The organism is Luteibacter sp. P4_D7_3 (assembly GCF_056401735.1).
On sequence record NZ_JBFUIT010000047.1, the window covers coordinates 1 to 19,164 of the forward strand.

17 protein-coding genes are annotated in these 19,164 nt (G+C 65.6%); 13 read left to right on the forward strand and 4 right to left on the reverse strand.

Annotated elements, in window-relative coordinates; genetic code table 11:
- The 4 genes from AC1DSN_RS07065 to AC1DSN_RS07080 all read right to left on the reverse strand — a co-directional run.
- A partial coding sequence (locus AC1DSN_RS07065) for a lamin tail domain-containing protein (RefSeq protein WP_477330074.1) occupies positions 1 to 2,701 on the reverse strand: 2,701 nt, incomplete at its 3' end.
- A 135-nt stretch (positions 2,702 to 2,836) separates the two neighbouring features.
- A complete protein-coding gene (gene upp, locus AC1DSN_RS07070) occupies positions 2,837 to 3,475 on the reverse strand; it encodes a uracil phosphoribosyltransferase (RefSeq protein WP_063570728.1) in 639 nt (212 codons plus the stop codon).
- A gap of 196 nt (positions 3,476 to 3,671) precedes the next feature.
- On the reverse strand, positions 3,672 to 3,989 hold the full coding sequence (locus tag AC1DSN_RS07075; RefSeq protein ID WP_477330076.1) for a PsiF family protein: 318 nt from the start codon (positions 3,987 to 3,989) through the stop codon (positions 3,672 to 3,674).
- A gap of 205 nt (positions 3,990 to 4,194) precedes the next feature.
- Positions 4,195 to 5,697, reverse strand: coding sequence for an aminotransferase class III-fold pyridoxal phosphate-dependent enzyme (locus AC1DSN_RS07080; protein ID WP_477330078.1), 1,503 nt, complete (start codon positions 5,695 to 5,697; stop codon positions 4,195 to 4,197).
- Positions 5,698 to 5,912: 215 nt separating this feature from the next.
- On the opposite strand from AC1DSN_RS07080, the gene AC1DSN_RS07085 reads away from it, so the two are divergent.
- The 13 genes from AC1DSN_RS07085 to AC1DSN_RS07145 all read left to right on the forward strand — a co-directional run.
- On the forward strand, positions 5,913 to 6,833 hold the full coding sequence (locus tag AC1DSN_RS07085; protein ID WP_477330080.1) for an ABC transporter ATP-binding protein: 921 nt from the start codon (positions 5,913 to 5,915) through the stop codon (positions 6,831 to 6,833).
- The gene (locus AC1DSN_RS07090) at positions 6,830 to 7,609 is read left to right on the forward strand and encodes an ABC transporter permease (protein WP_477297600.1); all 780 of its coding nucleotides are present in this window, start codon (positions 6,830 to 6,832) and stop codon (positions 7,607 to 7,609) included. The genes AC1DSN_RS07085 and AC1DSN_RS07090 overlap by 4 nt, the downstream gene beginning before the upstream one ends.
- A 6-nt stretch (positions 7,610 to 7,615) precedes the next feature.
- The gene (locus tag AC1DSN_RS07095; RefSeq protein WP_063573167.1) at positions 7,616 to 8,833 is read left to right on the forward strand and encodes a sensor histidine kinase; all 1,218 of its coding nucleotides are present in this window, start codon (positions 7,616 to 7,618) and stop codon (positions 8,831 to 8,833) included.
- On the forward strand, positions 8,833 to 9,966 hold the full coding sequence (locus tag AC1DSN_RS07100) for a sensor histidine kinase (protein WP_477330082.1): 1,134 nt from the start codon (positions 8,833 to 8,835) through the stop codon (positions 9,964 to 9,966). Before AC1DSN_RS07095 ends, AC1DSN_RS07100 begins: the two co-directional genes overlap by 1 nt.
- Positions 9,963 to 10,565, forward strand: coding sequence for a response regulator transcription factor (locus AC1DSN_RS07105; protein ID WP_213947888.1), 603 nt, complete (start codon positions 9,963 to 9,965; stop codon positions 10,563 to 10,565). Before AC1DSN_RS07100 ends, AC1DSN_RS07105 begins: the two co-directional genes overlap by 4 nt.
- 66 nt (positions 10,566 to 10,631) lie before the next feature.
- Entirely contained in the window at positions 10,632 to 11,843 is a 1,212-nt protein-coding gene (locus tag AC1DSN_RS07110; protein WP_477330084.1) for a DUF3142 domain-containing protein, read from the forward strand.
- Complete coding sequence (locus AC1DSN_RS07115; RefSeq protein WP_477295045.1) at positions 11,840 to 14,215, forward strand: hypothetical protein; 2,376 nt, start codon at positions 11,840 to 11,842, stop codon at positions 14,213 to 14,215. Before AC1DSN_RS07110 ends, AC1DSN_RS07115 begins: the two co-directional genes overlap by 4 nt.
- A gap of 135 nt (positions 14,216 to 14,350) precedes the next feature.
- The gene (queA, locus tag AC1DSN_RS07120; protein WP_213947891.1) at positions 14,351 to 15,388 is read left to right on the forward strand and encodes a tRNA preQ1(34) S-adenosylmethionine ribosyltransferase-isomerase QueA; all 1,038 of its coding nucleotides are present in this window, start codon (positions 14,351 to 14,353) and stop codon (positions 15,386 to 15,388) included.
- A gap of 80 nt (positions 15,389 to 15,468) precedes the next feature.
- A complete protein-coding gene (locus tag AC1DSN_RS07125; RefSeq protein ID WP_063572481.1) occupies positions 15,469 to 15,786 on the forward strand; it encodes an STAS domain-containing protein in 318 nt (105 codons plus the stop codon).
- Between the two features lie 10 nt (positions 15,787 to 15,796).
- On the forward strand, positions 15,797 to 16,159 hold the full coding sequence (locus tag AC1DSN_RS07130; protein WP_046968490.1) for a response regulator: 363 nt from the start codon (positions 15,797 to 15,799) through the stop codon (positions 16,157 to 16,159).
- Between the two features lie 53 nt (positions 16,160 to 16,212).
- On the forward strand, positions 16,213 to 18,210 hold the full coding sequence (locus AC1DSN_RS07135) for a chemotaxis protein CheA (RefSeq protein WP_477330087.1): 1,998 nt from the start codon (positions 16,213 to 16,215) through the stop codon (positions 18,208 to 18,210).
- Between the two features lie 193 nt (positions 18,211 to 18,403).
- The gene (locus tag AC1DSN_RS07140; protein WP_213947893.1) at positions 18,404 to 18,919 is read left to right on the forward strand and encodes a chemotaxis protein CheW; all 516 of its coding nucleotides are present in this window, start codon (positions 18,404 to 18,406) and stop codon (positions 18,917 to 18,919) included.
- Between the two features lie 48 nt (positions 18,920 to 18,967).
- Positions 18,968 to 19,164: Tar ligand binding domain-containing protein (locus tag AC1DSN_RS07145; protein ID WP_477330089.1), on the forward strand; the 197-nt coding region annotated here is incomplete at its 3' end.

Here is a 19,164-nt window from a genome sequence, read left to right on the forward strand (position 1 = left end):
CCACGAAACCATCGTGGTCGGACGAACCCATCGCCTTCTTTGCATCGGTAGCCGTGGCCGAATCGTCCAGCGTCTGCACCGGTGCGTCGAGGTTGCCGCGGCCGTACTGCATCTTCAGGAACAGGCCGCGCGCCACGGTATTCAGCAGCGCGTTGTCGAGTACCTGGTGCGTCGGTACCTGGCGCGGAGCCTGGCCCTGGATGTTGCCGAAGTTCTCGGTGAACAGGAACGAGTAGCGATCCTGTTCCGGCACCGAATCCACGGCATTCCACAGCGTCGGCTTGACCAGGTTCTTGCCCAGCTTCAACAGGTTCTGGCTGTCGTCATAGCGGCCGGCGATCAGGCCAACCACGTCGGTGAAGCCATCGCTGAACTGGTAGGAGTTGAAGTCGCCCACCACCAGCAGCGGTGCAAGCAGGTTCTTCCGGTCGGTCTGGATCGCCTGCACCTGGGTGGCGAGGGATTTGGCCTGGAGGAAGCGCTTCTCGCGGTCGCGATCGGCGGCGTCGCCGGTCTTGTCCACGTTCTGGCGGGCCTTCGGATGGACGGCGATCACGTTGACACGCATGCGGCCGATGATCGACGGCACCTCGGCGGTCAGCAGCAGCGGCGGATGGTCGTGCAGGAACGAGACGGAACCTTCGTCGTCCCAGGTTTCGTCCGCACCCAGCTGACGCACGTCGAGCACACGCACCCGGTCCGTACGGACGAGGAAGCCGACGTTGATGCCACTCGGATCGTGGCCCGGCTGGAGGATGGCTTCGTACTGCGCCGGGTAGTCGTCACCCAGCTGCTTTGCCAGACCCTGCAGGACGGCCAGGCTCTTCACTTCCTCGACCGAGAGGATGTCCGGCAGCTTGAGTACGCTACCGATGTACGCCGAGAGTCGTTGCGTCTTCAACGCGACCTGGGCCGGCGTCGGCTCGGTGTCGCCGCCGCTGCAGGTGAAGGTCGTATTGAAGTCCGAGTCGCAGAAGCGCTCCATGTTGAACGCGCCCACGCGTGTTGCATAGAAGGGACGCGAATCGACCGCGCGCGGCAGCGTAGCGGCCTTCTTGATCGTGATCTTCGTCGGGATGAAGGTGTACATGCCGAAGGCGTAGGACATCACGCCTTCGGCCTTGAAGGTCGTGCCTGCGTTGAACGGGGTGTTTGCCGCCACTGCACCGAAGTCGGCCGTGTTCATCTTGAACACTTCGGGGTTACCCGACCAGTTGGGCAGGTTCACACCCGCAGGCACCGGCACGGTGTAACGCACGCCCGGCTTGCGCAGCGAGCGTGTGCCGTTCGCGGTGATGTACACCTCGGCAAAGGGTTCGTTGCTGAAACGCAGGTTACCGGTCGTGATCATGCCATTGTCGATCACGACGCGCATGCCGACGTAGCACTGGTAGTTCGTCGTGCCGCAGGAAAGCGCATTCGGATCCGTCGACGGAATGCTATTACCGAACGCCACAGCCTTCGGCAGGTGCGCGCCGTGCATGCTCGTGGTGATCGTGGCGTTTTTCAGCTCGGGCAGGTTGAAGTAGTTGTCCACCGTGGCTTCGACATCGACCACGTCGCCCGACTTGACTTTCGGCGCCGTGCTGGTGAACACGTAGATGCCATTCGAGGTGAGCGGGTCGGTATCGGCGCGATTGTCCGGCGTCTGCATGGTGAAGCCGGCGGGGCCGACCGCCGTGACGATGTTCGCGTGCGTGGCGACACGTTTGCCGACCAGTGGCGAGACCTGGCCCGTGCCGGTGACCTGCCAGATTTCCGCCGCGACCGGGATTTCATTGAGGATCGCGCCCACCGCTGCGCTTTTCGCAATGGTGACATCGCCTGTCGCGTCGCTCAGGTTGACGCGGAACGTCTTGTCGGGACCGGCGGCCTTTGCGCCGTGCACCGTGACGTTGAGTGTGGCGCTGTTGCTGCCGGTCGGAATCGTCAGTGTGGTATCGACGGCGTCGTAGTCACCGGCGGCGACCGTGGCGGTGTCGTCCGCCGTTGCAGCGTGCACGCTCACGTCGGTGGTCACCGGCTGGCTGAGCGTCACGGTGAACGGCATCGTGACGTCGTCGCCATTGCGCAGGCTCACCGTGGCATCGGCGACGGAAAGGCTCGGCCCCTGAGCGACGCAGGGCGACGTGCTGGCGCGCGGCGCCGTCGGTGCAACCTTGATCCAGTCCGCCGAGTTGTCGCCACTGGACTGCGGGACGCCTGCAGGGTTCGTCTTGCGGCCATAACCCTGGTCCGTATTGCTGCTGCCGAGCGTGGCAAGCGGCGTGCCCAGCTTGTACGCCGAACCGGTGCTCAGGCCCACCTGGTCGATCACCGTGCCCGAGCCATTGAGCAGGGCGAGGCCACCATCGTCCGTGACGCCTGTCGAATACTTCAGGTCGGGCGTGACGCTGCCGGAGTAACCGGAAGCTGCCGTGTTCGCGAGCAGCAGGAAACAGCCCGGGGCAACCGACGTGCCCGCCGGGAACGTGAAGCGTGTGCCGGTCGTCCCGGCCGAGTTGGACGCGTTGAGTTTGTAGCCGGAAACGTCCAGTGCCGCGGTGCCGGTGTTCTGCACCTCGACGAACTCGTCGTTGCCCCCGGCGGGTCCGCGAACGCGGAACTGGGTGATCGTAAGGTCCGCGGCTTGCAGCGGAAGAATGGCCATAAGGCCTGCCAGCGCCGCCCATGTGGCGCGCCGTGTCGTGGTCAAACGCATTCGAATATCCCCTCGAGTCGTTGAGATGTACGCGACCCGAAGCACCCCGCAACCCCTGCGTGGCGTTCCCCCTGCGGATCCGCCGGCGAAGTGTGCCGCGAATTTATGACAGGGGGATGTGACGCACCCGACGACTCAGGAAGGTTTCTGCTTGGTCCCGAAGATCTTGTCGCCGGCGTCGCCCAGGCCGGGGAGGATGTAGCCGAGCTCGTTGAGATGATCGTCGATACAGGCGACGTAGATCTCGATATCCGGGTGGGCGGCTTCGATGCGCTTCAGACCCTCGGGCGCGGCCACCAGGAAAAGGCCCTTGATCTTCTTCGCGCCGGCCGCCTTGAGCATGTCGACGGTGGCGACCAGGGTACCCGCGGTGGCCAGCATGGGATCGACGATGATCGCCGTGCGCTCGTCCATGCCGCCACTGAGCTTCTCGTAATAGGCGACCGGCTCGAGCGTCTCTTCGTCACGCTGCAGGCCGACGACGCTCACCTTGGCGGCGGGAATCATTTCCAGCACGCCGCTGAGCATGCCCAGACCGGCACGCAGAATCGGCACGATGGTGACCTTCTTGCCCTTGATGTGCGTGACTTCGACCGGGCCCGCCCAGCCCTCGATCATCTTGCACTCGGTTTCCATGTCGGCCGTCGCCTCGTACGTGAGCAGCGCTGCGACTTCCGAAGCGAGTTCGCGGAACTCCTTCGTGCTGATGCCGGCACGGCGCATCAGGCCGAGTTTGTGCTGGATGAGGGGGTGGCGGACTTCGACGATTTTCATGGGCATGCGGTCGATGGCAAGGATGCCGCGATTGTCGCATGCGAGAGCCTTCCAGCCAGATGGCCGGAACCCCTGGGGTCAGGGCAGGGACACTTGTAGGAGCCGATTCATCGGCGATCCCGCGGCAGCGGGCAAGGTTGCGGCGGCAAGGTTGACGCGAGTCCCCATCGCCGATGAATCGGCTCCTACAGATTTTTTAGCCCTTCAGGCAGGTGCTCATGAAGGTCTTGCGCTCGTCGCCCTTCAGGCTCTTGGCCGAAGCGTCCTTGTTGCAGGACGTCATCTTCTGCTGCTGGGTCATCTTGGCCGGCGCCGGGGCGTCGCCCTTCAGGCAGCTGCTCATGAACGTCTTGCGGTCATCGCCCTTCTTGCCTGTCGCCTGTGTATTGCATGTCGACATGCGCTGTTGCTGCGGCGTCAGTTCTTTCTTGGCGGCTGCCTGTGGGGCGGCCATCGCACCGGCGGAAAMGGCGAGCAGGGAAGCAACGGCAAGGACACGAAGCTGCATACACATGGCAAACCCCTACGTGACGCCGGGCGAATCCGGCGTGCCTGAGCTTACCCCTCACGGTCATCCCTTACAAAAGGGGATTCAGCAGGCCTGGCGGGTGGGGCAGGCTCTTTGTGGGAGCCGATTCATCGGCGATGCTTTCGCGAGCACCCTTCGCCGCTGAAGCGGCTCCCAGATGGAGCGATCCAGATAGAGCAGTGCGTCGGCCTCAGGCCGCCTTTGTCGACGACGCCGACCGACGCGGGCCTTCCTTCAGCGCATGCCGGATTTCCTCGACGATGAGGTCCACCTCGGCACTGGTCACCCGGAAGTGCGGCGTGAAGCGCAGCGAGTTGGCACCGCCATGGATCACGCCGACGCCGCGCTCACGCATGTATTCCTCGGTCGAGCCTTCGCCGTAGCACTTGTAGTCCGCTGCCAGCTCGCAGGAGAACAGCAGTCCGGTGCCCTGGACCWTGGTGATCATGCCGCCGAGTTCGCTCTTGAGGCCTTCCAGCTTCTGCAGGAATTCCTGGCCGCGGTCGCGGATGTTCGCGCGGACCTCGTCGGTCAGCTCCGCGAGCGTCGCGACGGCGACATCGAGGGCGCGCGGGTTCGCGGTCATCGTGTTGCCGTAGATGCCCTTGCGATACAGGCCGGCGACGCGGTCGGTCACCGCAAGCACGGAGAGCGGGTACTGGCCGGCGTTGAGCGCCTTGGAGAAGGTCTCCATGTCCGGCGCTTCCAGGGATTCGAAGCCCGGGTAGTCGATGATGGACAGCACGCCGTGCGCACGCAGGCCGGCCTGGATCGAATCGACCAGGAGCAGGGTGCCGTGCTCGCGCGTCAGTTCGCGCGCGGCGGCGTAGAACTCCGGCGTGAGCGCACGGCCCGGATCGCCTTCGCCCATGACCGGCTCGAGGAACATCGCCTCGATGAACCAGCCCTGGCGGTCGGCCTCGGCGAACGCGGCCTTCAGCGAGGCCACGTTGTAAGGCTCGACGGTGATCAGCGTGTCTTCGTTGCGGAAGCTGGCCAGGTGCTGCTGATAATTGCGACGCGACGAATCGGAGTAGATCGCCGGACGTTCGGTGCGGCCATGGAACGCACCCTTCACCGCAAGGCGCTTGATGGTACGGCCAGCATGCCGCGCACCCGGGTCGGTCATCACACGCGCGTTGACGTCCGCAATGCGGCCGGCAAGCGTCACCGATTCCGAGCCCGAATTCAGGCAAAGGAAGTGCGAGTAGGGGCTACCGCCACGGTTGCGACCGAGCTCCTTGTTCAGCGCGTCGCACAGGCGTAGCTGCGAGACGTTCGCTGTCATGACGTTCGCCATGACCTGCGGGCGCGCCATCGCATCGATGATGTGCTGGGGGTTGTGACCGAAACCGAGCATGCCGTAGCCGCCGTTGTCGTGGATCACGGCGCCCTTCAGCGTGACGACCCACGGACCGCGCGCGGCGGCCGGAACGTACGGGTTCACGCCGTCGTCCGGGTAGAAGTTCACCAGGCCGCACTGCAGGTGGTCGATCTGCGCGGCCTCGTCCATGCGCAGGAAGTCGCCCATCTCGGCGCGGAGCGCCTGGTGATAAGCGGCGGCTTCTTCGATGGCCTGCACCAGCGAGGGGTCGATGCCTGCGAAGCGCTCCACCGTGGCGTCAGCCAGGCCTTGCGTACGCGGCGTACCGCCAAAGTTGCGCAACTCGCGCAGAAGACCGATGACGTCCATAACCCACTCCTCACTTCGAATGACGCGGCACTGGTTCGAATCGATCCCTTAAGACGCCGCTAAGTGTCTATATGTAAAGGGATTATTTCCTCAGCATATCACGCGGATTTTGGCGGCGTAACCCCCGGGTGACGCTTGTCACATCCGCACAATGACGCAAGCGACTGCCGCCAAGGGGTTGCGACCGAATATGTTGCGACGCAAGGGAGGACATCATGAACAACGACACCTGCATTGCGCGTCTGGACCGGGTCGGCAAGCGCTACGGCGCCATCGTCGCACTGGACGGTATCAACCTGGAAATTCACCGCGGTGAGCTGCTTGCGCTGTTGGGCCCCAACGGCGCTGGCAAGAGCACCAGTATCGGCCTGCTGCTCGGTTTGCACAGGGCGGACACCGGCAGCGTCAGCCTGTTCGGGCGCGATCCGCAGGACATCGATGCGCGTCGGCGCATCGGCGTCATGCTGCAGTCCGCTGCCTTGCCGCCAACCCTGAAGGTCGGCGAGCTGATCAGTCTCACGGCCAGCTACTACCCCGCACCCCGGTCGGTGGCCGAGTGTGCCGCCCTGGCTGGTGTCGACGATCTCCTGGGGCGCCGGTATGCCGCCCTGTCCGGCGGCCAGCAGCGCCGCGTGCAGTTCGCCATGGCGCTCGCGGGGCGGCCGGAGATTCTCTTTCTCGACGAACCCACGGTCGGCATGGACATCGTCGCGCGTCAGGCCCTGTGGGCGGCAATCCGCAAGGCGGTCTCCGAGGGTTGTGCCGTCGTGCTCACCACGCACTACCTCGAAGAAGCCGAAGCCCTGGCCGATCGCGTCTGCGTGATCGCCAAGGGGCGTGTCGTCTCCGAAGGCACGGTGGATGCGTTGCGTGCGCATGTCGCGGTGCGCCGCATTCGTTGCATCACCTCGATCGCTGCCGCTACGGTCGCGGCGTGGCCGGAAGTGATCTCCGCCGAACACGTGCACGACCGTCTGGCCATCGCCACCGCCGAAGCAGAGACCGTGGTCCGTCGCCTGCTCGACAGCGACGCCAACCTGACCGAACTCGAAGTGCAGCGCGCCGGCCTGGCCGAGGCCTTCACCGAAATCACCCGTGAATCCGAGACGACCGATCGTTCGCAGGAGGCCGCATGAACACCATCGACAGCATCGCCACACCGGTGATGACCACGGGGCGGGTGATCAACGCCTATGTACAGGAAGCGAAGTCGGAATGTCTGCGCTACCTGCGCAATCCTGGCTTCCTCCTGCCGACGCTGCTGTTCCCGTCCGTCTTCTACCTCATGTTCGGGATCTTCCTCGCGCATTCGAATAGCGCGGACGCACCGCGTTATCTGCTTGCGTCGTATGGCACGTTCGGTGTGATGGCACCGGGCCTGTTCGGTTTTGGCGTATCGCTGGCGCTGGAGCGCGATACCGGTCTGCTCACGCTCAAACGAGCGATGCCGATGCCGCCGGGCGCGTACCTCCTCGGCAAGATGTGCATGGCCATGCTCGTCGCCGCGGTCGTGTCGATCATCCTGCTGTGCATGGCGGTGTTCCTGGCGGGCGTCTCGCTGCCGGCATCGCGACTGACAGCATTCTTCGTACTGGAAGTGCTCGGCGTGCTGCCATTCAGTGCGCTTGGCCTGCTGATTGGCACCCTGGTGAAGGGGCAGGGCGCTCCCGGCGTGGTCAACCTGGTCTACCTGCCGATGGCCTTCCTGTCCGGGCTGTGGTTTCCGTTGTCGATCATGCCGTCCTTCATTCAGTCGATCGCCCCGATCTGGCCTGCGTACCACCTCGACCAGCTGGCGTTGTCGGTCGTCGGGCTCGGCCAGGGCAACGTCCTGCTCCACGTGCTCGTCCTGCTCGGCTTTACGGGTGCCTTCCTCCTGGTCGCCGCGCGCCGCCTGCGCCGCTACGGTTGAAGTAGCATGAACGCACGCCTTTCCTCGGATGCACGTATGGCCCGCTCGTGGTTTCAGCCGACACCGGATTCGCTGTGGAACCGCTTCCAGGGGAAACCGCGGTTGCGCGCCGCGAGCATGTTTCATCTGGTCTGGACGGTCTATGTCTTCGGCGATCTGGTCTTCGCCGAGAAGCTCAACCCCCACTGGTGGCTGGCCACGCTCATTGCCTTTCCGGCCTTCCTCGGGCTGTATGCGCTCAGTTACATCCGGCCCTTGCGTCAGGCCTCCTGGTTCGCTGTCGCGGTCGCCCTGCTCGCGTACGCCTTGATGGGCATCAACGCCAGCGGCGGCGGGTGCCTGGTGATCTACGCATGCGCGATGATGGGCTTCGAGGGCTCGCCCAAACGTTCCTATCTCGGGATGGCCGGCATCATCGGCGGTTTCGCACTGGTCGGCACGTACATCTACAGCTGGCCGCTGAGTATCCTGGCGACGCTGAGCTTCATTGCGATTTCCGTCGGTTCGATCAACATCATCTACCGGGTCAACGCGCAACGTGACGCCGAACTCAAGCTCTCCCACGACGAGGTTCGGCGCCTCGCCGCGATGGCCGAACGTGAGCGCATCGGGCGCGACCTGCATGATCTGTTGGGCCACACACTGTCCCTGATCACGCTCAAGCTGGAGCTGTCGCGGCGCCTGATCGACCGCGACACGGACGCCGCACGTCGCGAGATGGAAGAAGCCGAGGCAGTCGCCCGTCATGCGCTCGCCGAAGTCCGTTCGGCGGTTACCGGCATTCGTGCCACGGGTCTTGCCGCCGAGCTCGCTTCCGCTCGCCTGCTGCTCAATGCCTCGATGGTGCACTTCGACTACGTCAGCGAATTGCCCCAGCTTCCCGAACGGCTGGAGGCCGGCCTTGCGCTGGTTCTGCGTGAAGCGGTCACCAACATTCACCGCCATGCGCGCGCCTCGTTCGCGGAAGCGCGCGTCGACGTTACCGGGGGTGTCCTTACTTTGTGTGTCGCCGATAACGGCACTGGCGGGGTGAGCGAAGAGGGCAACGGCATATGCGGCATGCGTGAGCGTGTTCGTGCGCTGGGCGGCACCCTGGCCTTCGAATCCGAGCGCGGCAAAGGAACCCGGGTGCGGATCGCCGTGCCGCTGACCGCAGCGGATCGGCGTCTCGCGCCGATGACGGAACCCGATAACCTCGGTCTCGAGCCGCGGCCGACGTCGTGATGCGACTTCCCACCGTCCACCCGGATTCCCTGCTCGGCACGCTGCGCTCGCCGACCTACCTGCGCTGGCAGGCCGGGCTGCAGGTGTTCTGGCTGGTCGCGTTGATCCAGGGGCCGCTCGCGCTGAAGGCGTTCGACTGGGGCTGGTTCGGACCGACACTGCTTTCGATCCTCGTCTACCTTGTCTGCTACATCGGCGTCTACATTGCGCCGCTGCGGCGTTTGCCGTTCCACGCCGTCACGATCGTCGTGATGGGCTTTATCCTCTGGCCGGTCAATCCCATATCGCTGGGCTATGTGATCATCGGCGTCACCCTCCTGGCGTATGCGCCGCAAGCGCGTTACTGGCTCATGGGTGTAGGGCTGGCAACGCTGGTCACGCTGGCCTGGGTGTATGCCTTCGGCGTGCCGTTTATCCATGTAGCGATCGTCTTCGGTGCGGGCCTGGCAGCCGGCTTCAGCAACTTTCTCTACGTGCGTGGCGCACGTCGTGACGCCGAGCTGCGTCTGTCGCAGGTCGAAGTGCGTCGGCTGGCCACACTGGCCGAGCGCGAACGCATCGGTCGCGACCTGCACGATCTGCTCGGCCACACACTCTCGCTTATCACCCTGAAGTCCGAGCTGGCCAAGCGCCTGGCGCTGGTCGATCCCGCCCGTGCGCAGCAGGAAATGGAAGAAGTCGAGCGCGTTGCCCGTCACACGTTGACCGAAGTCCGCAGTGCCGTGACCGGCATGCGTGCCGGCGATCTCGGCAGTGAGCTGGTTTCGGCACGCCTGATGCTCGAGGCCTCGGGTATCGCGCTGCACGTGACCATGCCAGAGCGTCTGGCTTTGCCCGAACCCGCCGAAGCGGCACTCTCGCTCGTTCTACGTGAAGCGATCACCAACATTTATCGACACTCGCGCGCGACCGAAGCGCGCGTGGTCATTACCCGTAACGGACAGGATTTTTCCATGCGCATCACGGACAACGGTTGTGGCGGACTCGCCGCGCACGGCAATGGGGTTTCCGGCATGCGCGAGCGCGTGCGGCAGGTCGGCGGCCGGCTGGCTATCGACTCCCCGGCGAAGCAGGGCACCGTGCTCGAGATCGGCCTGGCGGTGCCGCCGGCGCTGCAGGGGAGCCCGGCATGATCCGCGTCTTCCTCGCCGAAGATCAGGCCATGGTGCGCGGTGCCCTGACGGCCCTGCTCAGTCTCGAATCGGACATCGAGGTCCTCGGTTCGGCGGCCGATGGGGAAAGCGCATGGCGTGAGCTGCAGCGGCTCAAACCCGACGTGCTCGTGACCGATATCGAGATGCCCGGCCTGACCGGTCTGGAAATCGCCCAGCGCATCCATCGCCACGAGTTGCCGATGAAGGTGATCATCGTGACGACGTTCGCCCGGCCGGGCTTTCTTCGTCGCGCGCTGGATGCCGGTGTCAGCGGCTACCTGCTCAAGGACGCCCCGGCCGAGAACCTCGCTGAGGCCCTGCGCATGGTCCACCGCGGCGGGCGCGCCATCGATCCGCAACTGGCGCTGGAGGCGTGGTCCGAAGCGGATCCCCTGAACGACCGTGAGCGGCAGGTCTTGCGGCTGGCCGGGGAAGGGCAGTCGGCCAGTGACATCGGCACGCAGCTGAATCTCTCCCATGGCACGGTGCGCAACTATCTTTCCGAGGCCATCGGCAAACTCGGCGCCGCCAACCGCATCGAAGCGTATCGACTCGCACGCCAGAAGGGCTGGCTCTGACCGCTACAATGGACCGGTAGCGCACCGCTTCCGGTGCGCGTCGGGGAGCCATCGGACTTGGCGTACATGCTGCGGACTCTGGCAATCGTTACGATCGCGGCGATGCTCGTTGCCGCGTGCGATCGCACGTCCGCACCGCTGGCCCACGATGCCTATGTATGGCAGCGGCAGTGGACGCCCGCTCTGCGCGACGCAATGGCGAGTTCATCGGACCTCGTCCGCGACTGGCGGGTGCTGGTTGCCCAGGCCGATCGCAACGGGGCCTTTCACACGTTCGCACCGGACAGGGAAGCGCTGGCCCGGAGCGGTCGGTCTGTCGTCCTGGTGGTGCGGATCGACGGGAGGCTGGCGGCCTTCGATGCGGCCGTGCTCTCCGACCGCATCGCGGCACTCAGGGCGGCGTGGCCTGCCGCCCTTATCGCAGGCATCGAAATCGACTACGACTGCCCGACCGCGCGCTTGCCGGCGTATACCGCCTTCCTCACGTCATTGCGGTCGCGCCTGGGTTCACTGCCCCTCTCGATCACGGCCTTGCCGACGTGGCTGGGCTCGCGCGATCTCGACGCGTTGCTGGCCGTGCCCGACGAGTCCGTGCTGCAGGTGCATGCCGTGCAGGCGCCCCAGGCCGGCTTGTTCGATCCCCTGGTCGCGAACCGTTGGATCGATGAGTTCGCCGCGCATACGTGCAAGCCGTTTCGTGTGGCGTTGCCGACGTACGGTTCGCGCGTGAGCTGGAATGAAGACGGTAGCCTGCTCGCTGTCGAAAGCGAACAGAGCGCCCTGGCGGCAGGTGCGACGTCTTCCGAACTGTATGCGGCGCCGGACACCTTGATGGCCTTCGTGGAGCAGCTGTCGAAGGATCGCCCACGCGGTCTCGCCGGGGTCGTGTGGTTTCGCCTCCCCACGGCCGACGATACGCGCGCCTGGAGCCTTGCGACCTGGCGTGGCGTCGTCAGGGSGCAACTCGACACGCCTCCCCTTCTGATCACGTTGCAGCCGGGCAGGGCAGCCGACGCTCCGTCGGATGTCATGCTTGAAAATCGAGGCGCGACCGATGCGGCGCCACCGCCACGTGTCGCGCTGCCGGCCTCATGCGAACTGGCCGACGGTATCGATGGCTATCGCCTGCAGCGGGCCGGTGCTTCGTTCGAACTCATCGCCGAAGGCGCGCGCCAGATTCCCGCGCATACCCGCCGATCGATCGGCTGGGCCCGCTGCAAGCCGGGCACGCCGCTTACTCTTTCACCGACACCCGCACAAGGAACGCCCGTTTCATGAGGAAGAAGACGTTCGCGATCGGTTTCGCGGTCGCCGTCGTCGGCGCGGTCGCCTGGGCCTGTGGCCCGGATTTCCCGACGCAGATGCTGGACGATCGCGACGCCACCCTGAAGGCCGTGCCACAGAACACGTTCGCCTTCGAAGCCCAGCAGCTACTACCGGCCAGCGACGGCCTGGAAGCGATGGAGTCGGGGCGTTACGGTGAGGGGCCCAAGGCGAAGCCCGACCTGACGCCCGAACAGGCCGAGCGTGTGAAAGTGCTCCGCGCCTCGGCGACCGGCGCGCAAGCGTTCGAGGGTGGCGCCGATCTTCCTGTCGACGTGCGTGCGTACGTGGCCGGTGCGGTGGACTGGACGCGTGCGACGCAGGAATGCCCGGGACCACCCGACAGTCAGTACGGTGAAGCCCTGAGCAAGCCGCCGTGCGCGGTCTTCGACGCCGACGCGCTCGACAAGGCACAGGCGAGCTTCGAACAGGTGCTTGCCATGCCACCGGATCAGGCGACGCATCGCGGCGCCTGGGCGGCTTACATGCTTGGCGAGGTGCACGCCTTGCGTGCTGCAAAGGCGGCCGGCACCCCGGGGTTCGCGACGCAGCGTGACGCTGCGGCGAAATCGTTCCAGCAGGTCCGCGCCCGCGTGCTCGCCGGCGCGTCCGACGCGCAGGGGCTGGCCGTGGCCAGCTTTGGCGAAGAAGCGCGGCTTAGCCTGTATGCGGATGCGAAGCCCTGCGTCTGGGTGAGCCTCTATAACGGCGAAGACTGTGCGTCGTCGCTTTCGTCGGCCGACCTGAAGCACGCCATCGCCCTCTATGCCGCGCAGGCGGGCCATGGCTCAGGCAATGCGGTGCAGTCTCTCGCGTCCATCGCCAGTTCGGTACTCGCTAACCAGGACCAGGTCGACGCCCTGATCGACGGCCCGGTATCGCAACGCTTGCTGGTCACTTATGCGTTGAGCTCGGTCACACCACAGACGACGGATGGCAAGCCGCAGCCCGCGTTGACAGCTCTGGTCGATGCGATCCAGGCAAAGGGTCCGGATAAGGTCAGTGCGGCGGACCGCCTTGCTTCGCTTGCCTATGAGCTCGGTCGCTACGACGATGCCGAGAAGCTCGTCGCGAAGGCGGATGGTCCCCTGGCCAGTTGGGTCCGTGCGAAGCTGGCGCTGCGCAAGGGCGACCGCGAGGGCGCTGCCCGTGCCTACGCCGAGGCCGCAAAGGCCTTTCCTCGTGCTGACGATCCTAAAGCGGCGCTCGAGCCGGACAGCGTGCACCGCCTGATGGGCGAGCGTGGCGTGCTGGCCCTGGCCCGCGGCGAATACGTCGACGCGATGACGCGCATGTACGAGGCTTCGACGGCAGTGGGCGGCGATGGCAACGTCTACGACGGCGAGCTGGAAGAGTCAGGCGCCGGTTACGGCAACGACATGAACTACATCGCCGAGCGCGTGCTGACCGTCGACGAGCTGAAGACGTTCATCGACGCTCAGGTACCCGCATCGTCCACGCCGACTGTGAAGCCGGACAAGGATCACCCGGCCGAACCGCTGACGCTCAAGGATCGTCTGCGCTGGCTGCTCGCACGTCGGTTGATGCGCGCCGGTCGCTTCGAGGACGCGTACGCGTACTTCGCCCCGGGTCTGGATCCGCGCTTTGGTGATGCCGATCTGCGTGCGAAGGCAAAGGAGTACGCCAGCGACCTTCACGACGGTGACCACGCATGGACCGATATCGGCAAGGCGGAAGCGCGCTATGCGGCGGCGAAGATCGCACGCGAGAACGGCATGGAGCTGCTCGGTTTCGAGCAGGGACCCGATTACGGTGACAACGGCGGCGGGTATCAGGGTGGCAGCGGGCAGAGTGTCGATACGCTGAAGGGCGATCTGGTCACCGCTGGCGAGCACCAGCGTTTCAATGACAGTGCGGCCCAGCCGGACCGTCGTTTCCACTACCGCTATCTCGCCGCGGACCGGGCCGTCTCGGCGGCCGACCTGCTGCCACCGCGGTCGCAGGCTTTTGCCGCTACCTTGTGCATGGCGACGAACTGGATGTTGCAGGGGCCACCGGATTACAACGAGGCGGCCGATGGTGATGCCTCCAAGCCCATCAATGAACGGCAGCGCCGTGCCCAGGCCTATTACGCCCGCTACGTGAAGCAGGGGCCCTACGTGGAATGGGCCGACAGCTTCGGCTGGAACTGTGAAGAGCCCGATTTCGCCGGCGCCCGCAAGCTCAAGCGCGCGGAGCAGGTGAGGGCGGTCAAGCACTTCGTGCGCAAGTACCTCCCCGTGGAAATCGCGGTGTTCGTGCTGGCCGTGGCAGGCCTGGCGTTCATTGTCATCCGCAGACGCCGCAGGCGCGCCGTCGCCCCGTAGGAGCCGATTCATCGGCGATCCCGCGCCAGCGGGCCACGCTTCCGCCAGCACCCATCGCCGATGAATCGGCTCCTACCAAGCCCTATGCGCCGGGATGGGCGATAATGCCCAACCCGCCTCCTGAACACCCCTCTCGTGAAGAAATCCGATTTCGACTTCGATCTGCCCCCCGACCTGATCGCCCAGGCCCCGCTGGCCCGGCGCTCGGGAAGCCGGCTGCTCGTGGTCGATGTCGGTGCGCATACGAAGAAGGACCGGAAGTTCTACGAGCTGCCGGAGATGCTCCAGCCCGGCGACCTGCTCATCTTCAACGACACCCGGGTTCTTCCTGCGCGCCTTTACGGCCGCAAGGAATCGGGTGGCGCGGTCGAGATCCTGATCGAGCGGGTCACCGGCCCGCACGAGGCCCGCGCCCAGCTGGGTGTGAGCAAGAAACCCAAGGAAGGCGGCCGCATCGAGCTGGCCGACGGCAGCATGATCACTGTGCTGGGTCGTGAGGGCGAGTTCTTCCTGCTGCGTTTCGAAAGCCAGGAGCCGCTCGAGCGCCTGCTTTCGCGCCTGGGCGAAATGCCGTTGCCGCCGTATATCGAACGCGGTGCCGAAGCCGCCGACAAGGAGCGCTACCAGACGGTCTTCGCACGTGAGCCCGGCGCGGTGGCCGCGCCGACCGCTGGCCTCCACTTCGACGAAGAACTGCTCGCCAAGCTTCGCGCTCGTGGCGTCGAGATGGGCTACGTTACCTTGCACGTCGGCGCAGGCACCTTCCAGCCGATGCGGGCGGAAGAAGTCCGCGACCACGTGATGCACCGGGAATGGCTGAACGTCGGCGCCGGCCTGGTGGAAAAGATTCGTGAGACGCGTGCGGCCGGCGGCCGTGTCGTGGCCGTGGGCACGACCGTGGTCAGGGCGCTGGAAAGTGCGACCGTCGAGGGCGTACTGCGCCCGTTCGCCGGCGAGACCCAGATCTTCATCTTCCCCGGCTACAAGATCACCAGCGTCGATGCCCTGATCACCAACTTCCACCTGCCGCAGTCGACCCTGCTGATGCTGGTCTCGGCGCTCGCCGGCAAGGAGGCGATCCTCGAGTCGTATCGCTACGCGGTGTTGCAGCGGTATCGATTCTTCTCGTATGGCGACGCGATGTTGATCATTCCGGCGAAGGCCACCCCCTAAAGCTTTTCCCCCCAAGGCCGATAAGACCATCGAACGAACCCCCGGGCGACACGCGCCCAGGGCCGAACCGGTATCGGACGATGGCGAAGAAATCCTCCAAAGACGCAACGCGGGCGCCCCTGGCGCTCGACGCGGACCTGCGCATCGCCGCGGCCCCGGCCCTGCGCGATACCCTGCTCAAGGCGCTCGCCGCCGGCGAAGCCGTCGAACTCGACGGCACGACGGTGGCCCAGGTGGATACGGCGGCCCTGCAGCTGCTCGCCGCGTTCTCGCGCGATGCGCGTGCGGCCGGGCTTTCCGTGACCTGGACCGGCGCCAGCGACAGCCTGCAGCGCGGCGTGGCCGTGCTCGGCCTTAACTCTTTGATTGAACTGCCGGCTCGCGCCGGCGTGAACTGAAGGTGCTCCGATGGCTAAGATTCTTGCGGTAGACGACTCGGCTTCCATGCGCAGCATGGTGGCCTTCACCCTTCGCGGCGCTGGCCACGATGTCGAAGAGGCCGACAACGGCCAGGCGGCACTCGATTCGGCAGCGGTGCACAAGTTCGACCTGATCCTGGCCGACGTGAACATGCCGGTGATGGACGGCATCACGATGGTGCGCGAGATCCGCACCCGCGCGGATTACCGCGGTATCCCCATCCTCATGCTCACCACCGAGTCGAACCCGGAAAAGAAGATGGAAGGCAAGGCAGCCGGTGCGACCGGCTGGCTGGTCAAGCCGTTCGATCCGGACCAGCTGCTGGCTACGGTCAACCGCGTCCTCGGCTGATCCCAGCCGCGTCTGTTTCCACTTTAGTGTTCCGGTAATTCCAGGGTCTCCCCATGTCCAAAGTCGATCTGGCGCAATTCCACAAGGCGTTTTACGAGGAGAGCCTCGATGGCCTCGACGCCATGGAGCAAGCCCTGCTCGCCCTGGACGAGGGCGCCGAGGATCCGGAACTGATCAACGTCGTGTTCCGCGCCGCCCACTCGATCAAGGGCGGCGCGGCCACGTTCGGTTTCACGGACGTCGCCGCCTTCACTCACGTGGCCGAGAACCTGATGGACGAGGTCCGCAGTGGCCGCCGTCCGATGGCCAAGGCCGTGGTGGAGTTGCTGCTGCGCTCGGGCGATACCGTGCGCGACATGCTCTCCCTGTCGATGGCCGGGCAGCCGGCCGCCACGGCGGAAAGCCAGGCCTTGCTGGCCGAGTTGTCGGCGATGGTCTCCGGTCATGCGGCCGCACCGGTGGTGGCTGTTGCCAAGGCTGCTGCGGCTGCCGAAGCGATCGAAGGCTGGGACATCGCCTTCCGTCCGTTCGACTATCTGCTGAAATCCGGTAACGACCCGGCACGCATGTTCCGCGAACTCGAGGCCCTGGGCCCGCTCGCGGTCACCTGCGATGCCAGCAAGCTTCCCGCGCTGGCCGACATGGACGCCGAGTCGTCATACCTTGGCTGGACGCTCAGCCTCGACGCCGGTGCCAAGCGCGCCGTCGTCGAAGGCGTGTTCGACTGGGTCGATGGCGACTGCGACCTGACCGTGACGCCGCGCATCGCTGCGCCCGCAGCGGTCGCCGAGGTCGCCGAGGTCGCCGCCGCGGCCGCCGCTCCCGTGGCCGCAGCCRCCCCGCGCGCCGTGCGCGATCCCGCTGCGAACAGCGAATCCAGTTCCGTCCGCGTCGGCATCGAAAAGATCGACACCCTGATCAACCTCGTCGGCGAACTGGTCATCACCCAGTCGATGCTCAGCCAGTTCAACGACGGCGTCGATGCGTCGCAGCTGGAAATGCTGCGCCATGGCCTGGCCCAGTTGGGGCGGCATACGCGCGAACTGCAGGAAAGCGTCATGAGCATCCGCATGCTGCCGATCAGCACGGTGTTCAACCGCTTCCCGCGCCTGGTCCGCGACCTGGCGCAGAAGCTCGACAAGAAGGTCGTGCTCGACATGCGCGGCGAGACCACTGAGCTGGACAAGACCGTGCTCGAGAAGATCGGCGATCCGCTGGTCCATCTGGTCCGCAACGCGATCGACCATGGCCTGGAAATGCCGGATAAGCGCGTCGCCGCAGGCAAGGGCGACACCGGCACCCTGCGCCTCGAGGCTTTCCATCGTGGCGGCAGCATCGTCGTCGAAGTGGCCGACAACGGCGCGGGGCTCAACCGCGAAGCCATCGTGGCCAAGGCCATCCAGCGCGGCATCATCACCACGGGCGAGGGCATGTCCGACGAGGCCGTGTCCGACCTGATCTTCGAGGCGGGCTTCTCCACTGCCGCCGCGACCACCGACCTTTCCGGCCGTGGCGTCGGCATGGACGTGGTCCGTCGCAACGTCATGGATCTCGGCGGCACCGTCGCCATCCGCAGCGTGCAGGGCAGTGGCACCACCTTCACCATCACCCTGCCGCTGACGCTCGCCATCATCGACGGCCTCACTGCCGCGGTGGGCGACGAAATCTACATCGTGCCGCTCGTGTCGATCATCGAGTCGGTGCAGGTCAAGCCGGATACCGTGCGCAGCGTGGCCGGAGGTGGCGAGCTGTTCCGCTTCCGGGACAACTGGATGCCGATCGTTCGCCTGTTCGACGTGTTCGGCTGTGCCGGGCAGCGTCGTGCGGTCGACGAGGGCATCGTGATCGTCGTGGAAGGCGAGGGCACCCGTATCGGCCTGTTCGTCGACGAACTGATCGGCCAGCAGCAGGCGGTCGTGAAGTCGCTCGAGGCTAACTACCGGCGCGTGACCGGCATCTCCGGCGCGACCATCCTGGCTGACGGCTCCGTGGCGCTCATTGCCGACGTGACCRGCCTGGTCCGCATGCAGGCCCGCCGCAAGGCCGCCTGATCGCGCGACCCAGTTCTTGTAGGAGCCGATTCATCGGCGATCCCGCGGCAGCGGGCTAGGGTGCCGCGAGCACCCATCGCCGATGAATCGGCTCCTACAAAGCGCGCATTTGCCCCTCAAGAACCCACCGCGACGGCCGATACCCCAAGGGAAGGGGTCCCGAACCGCCGAACCGATCCGCCGTGGGAACGACATGAACCAGCAAGCCAATTCCGCCACCGCCGCGCCTGAAGAGGCCGCGCAGTACCTCACCGTGAACCTCGGCAACGAGGAATACGGTGTCGACATCCTCGCCGTCCGCGAGATTCGCGGCTGGACGCCGGTCACCCGCATTCCGCAGGCGCCCGGCTACGTGCTCGGCGTGCTGAACCTGCGCGGCGCCATCGTGCCGGTGCTGGACCTCCGCCTGCGCTTCGGCCTGGCCCGCGAGGAATACACGGCCACCACCGTCACGGTCATCGTGATGGTCAACGGCCGTCAGTTCGGCGTCGTGGTCGATGCCGTTTCCGACGTGGTCGAGGTTGCTCCCGGCGACGTTCGCCCGGTGCCCGACATGGGCACGACCGTCGATACCGAATACCTGAAAGGACTCACGTCCGTCGCCGAGCGCATGGTCCTCCTGCTCGACGTCGATCGCCTGCTTCAGCCGCAGGACGCACAGATGCTGGAGGCCGCCCTGGCCTCCTCGGATGTCAAAGCCGTCGCCTGAGCGTAACGCCTGGTTAGTCCTTGCCGCACTTTGCCGATTGGAACCGTGATGAAGAAGTTGAAGTTCAAAGTCCCCGCCCTGACCGTTCGCGGTCGCCTCTACGGCGTGCTCGGCCTGCTCACGCTCATGCTTCTTGGTGGTGCGGCCGTCGGTCTCGGCGCGATGCACTTCCAGAACGAAGGCATGCGCCAGATCTACGAGGAAGAGCTCGCTCCCTCGGAGACGCTGAGCCGCCTCAATACGGA

What these genes read in the sequence shown, in the direction of transcription:
- AC1DSN_RS07090 (WP_477297600.1), top strand. Translation starts at nt 6,830, where the DNA reads ATGAACACCATCGACAGCATCGCCACACCGGTGATGACCACGGGGCGG.
- AC1DSN_RS07130 (WP_046968490.1), top strand. Translation starts at nt 15,797, where the DNA reads ATGGCTAAGATTCTTGCGGTAGACGACTCGGCTTCCATGCGCAGCATG.
- AC1DSN_RS07085 (WP_477330080.1), top strand. Translation starts at nt 5,913, where the DNA reads ATGAACAACGACACCTGCATTGCGCGTCTGGACCGGGTCGGCAAGCGC.
- AC1DSN_RS07115 (WP_477295045.1), top strand. Translation starts at nt 11,840, where the DNA reads ATGAGGAAGAAGACGTTCGCGATCGGTTTCGCGGTCGCCGTCGTCGGC.
- AC1DSN_RS07095 (WP_063573167.1), top strand. Translation starts at nt 7,616, where the DNA reads ATGAACGCACGCCTTTCCTCGGATGCACGTATGGCCCGCTCGTGGTTT.
- AC1DSN_RS07140 (WP_213947893.1), top strand. Translation starts at nt 18,404, where the DNA reads ATGAACCAGCAAGCCAATTCCGCCACCGCCGCGCCTGAAGAGGCCGCG.
- AC1DSN_RS07125 (WP_063572481.1), top strand. Translation starts at nt 15,469, where the DNA reads ATGGCGAAGAAATCCTCCAAAGACGCAACGCGGGCGCCCCTGGCGCTC.
- upp (WP_063570728.1), bottom strand. Translation starts at nt 3,475, where the DNA reads ATGAAAATCGTCGAAGTCCGCCACCCCCTCATCCAGCACAAACTCGGC.
- AC1DSN_RS07105 (WP_213947888.1), top strand. Translation starts at nt 9,963, where the DNA reads ATGATCCGCGTCTTCCTCGCCGAAGATCAGGCCATGGTGCGCGGTGCC.
- AC1DSN_RS07100 (WP_477330082.1), top strand. Translation starts at nt 8,833, where the DNA reads ATGCGACTTCCCACCGTCCACCCGGATTCCCTGCTCGGCACGCTGCGC.